This is a genomic window from Vibrio sp. D173a, from assembly GCF_030248475.1.
Genome location: NZ_JAHGAH010000763.1, coordinates 1 through 1,816, shown reverse-complemented (window position 1 = coordinate 1,816; position 1,816 = coordinate 1). Strand labels below are relative to the sequence as shown.

Below are 1,816 nucleotides of genomic sequence, written 5' to 3'. Positions count from 1 at the left end.
AAGACTATTTGGTGCGCAATTCTACCTAACCGATGACAGAGATCCTAGCAGTTCAAGAGAATTGTTTATCAAAGTGCCAACTCAGCAGCTGGCATGAAGGGGGGATATTTCTAAGAGCGATAAACGGGTACAGATGTATCAGATTACTCTGCAGCCTGCTGTTTTTTTTCAGCGTGGAACAAGGCCAATGACTCATCAACTTTATTACGACCAGCGCCGTTACGACTGATAGTACGCTTCACCTTCACCACATTCAGGTCTGCACCGTGGTATAGGCGACGAGTCAGCGTCGTATCGTGGTTCGAGATCAATACAGGAATACCACGTTCCATCGCCGTTCTTTCTGCGACATCAGCCAGTGCAGCTTGGTCATCTAACGAGAAACCATTACCTGCGTAAGAGGTGAAGTTTGCCGTGTTAGAAAGTGGCGCATAAGGAGGATCACAGTAAACCACGCATCCCTTACGAGCACGACTAAAGGTTTCTCTGTAGCCTTCGCAGACAAACGTCGCTTTTTTGGCTTTTTCAGCGAAGAACTCAAGTTCAGCTTCTGGGAAGTAGGGTTTTTTGTAAGAGCCAAATGGCACATTAAAACCACCTTTTTTGTTGTAACGACACAAGCCATTAAAACCAAAGCGGTTCATGTACAAGAATGCCAAAGAACGATACATGACATTATCAGTATCATTAAATTGAGCTCGAATATCTAAGTACGCTTCTTTGCGGTTGTTCTCAGGGCAAAACCAGCGCTTTGCCTCCGCAATGTAGGTCTCAGGATCGGTCTTGAGGAGATTGTACAGGTTGATAAGATCAGGGTTGATGTCAGCCAGTAGGTATTGATCGTAATCCGTGTTCAAAAACACCGAACCTGCACCAACAAACGGTTCCACCAATTTACGAGCAGGCGGCAGGTGACGTTGGATGTCTTCAACTAGGCCATATTTACCACCAGCCCATTTTAGAAAGGCACGCTGCTTTTTCATTTACTGCTCTATCTATCAACTCAAAAATACGGCTGCGGAATGTAACATATTTTGAGACTAAGCTCAGGGTTATTTCGCACGTTCTATCTCTCTATGCACCTGATTCATCGATTTTGCCCAAGGTTCCAACTGTTGAAGAGGTTTTGAGAGTGTACTTACCGCATCTCGCGCCACCTGAATGGTTGGGAAATCTTGATAGGTGACAATAAACCACTCGGTGTCATTTCGAACCGTTGGGTAGATACGCACATCGTCAGCGATGTCGTATTTTTCAATGAAAGCCTGAACATCTTCCAGCTCTGTCATTGCTCCCAGTTGCAGAGTATAAGCTCTTGGCGACAGGGCTTTGAGTTCATCTCTTGCGAACGAAAACGTGATGGTTTTCGCTGGTGCTTGAGCCGCTTCTTGTGCTGCCAATTCGGCTTGCTCACGCGCAGAGCCGTCATCATCGCTTGAAGCCTCTAGTGCAGCCTGAGAAGGGGTTACTAAAATCTCGCTTGGTGAACTGTTCGCTTCCACTGCGTCTTCAATGTTTTGAGTATCGACACTCTCTGGCTTGCCTTCCAATAGAGCATCTACAACATCAGAGGTGATAACGACTCTTTGTTGAGTATCTTGTTCAGCACCGACACTGACCGTCTCTTCAACTACGACAGGCGGCAGCGATGAGGTATCGTCTTCAGCAGCACGGTAGTTGTCATTGGCATCAGAATCTGGCGCAGTCACATCTTCTAGATTCTGGTCGTTTCTACTGGTTTCCGTTTCAAACGTCGGGATAGCCGTTTGTTCAATTGGAGCAATCAGCGATTCCGCTTTATCGTCCGGCGTTGGCT

At 46.6% G+C, this 1,816-nt stretch carries 2 protein-coding genes; both read right to left on the bottom strand.

The window, feature by feature from the left end; all coding sequences use genetic code 11:
- Positions 1-143: 143 nt before the first annotated feature.
- Positions 144-983, bottom strand: a complete 840-nt coding sequence (locus tag KIV40_RS29090; protein WP_285352704.1) for a Dam family site-specific DNA-(adenine-N6)-methyltransferase — start codon at positions 981-983, stop codon at positions 144-146.
- Between the two features lie 69 nt (positions 984-1,052).
- On the bottom strand, positions 1,053-1,816 hold a 764-nt coding region (locus KIV40_RS29085; protein WP_285352703.1), incomplete at its 5' end, for an SPOR domain-containing protein.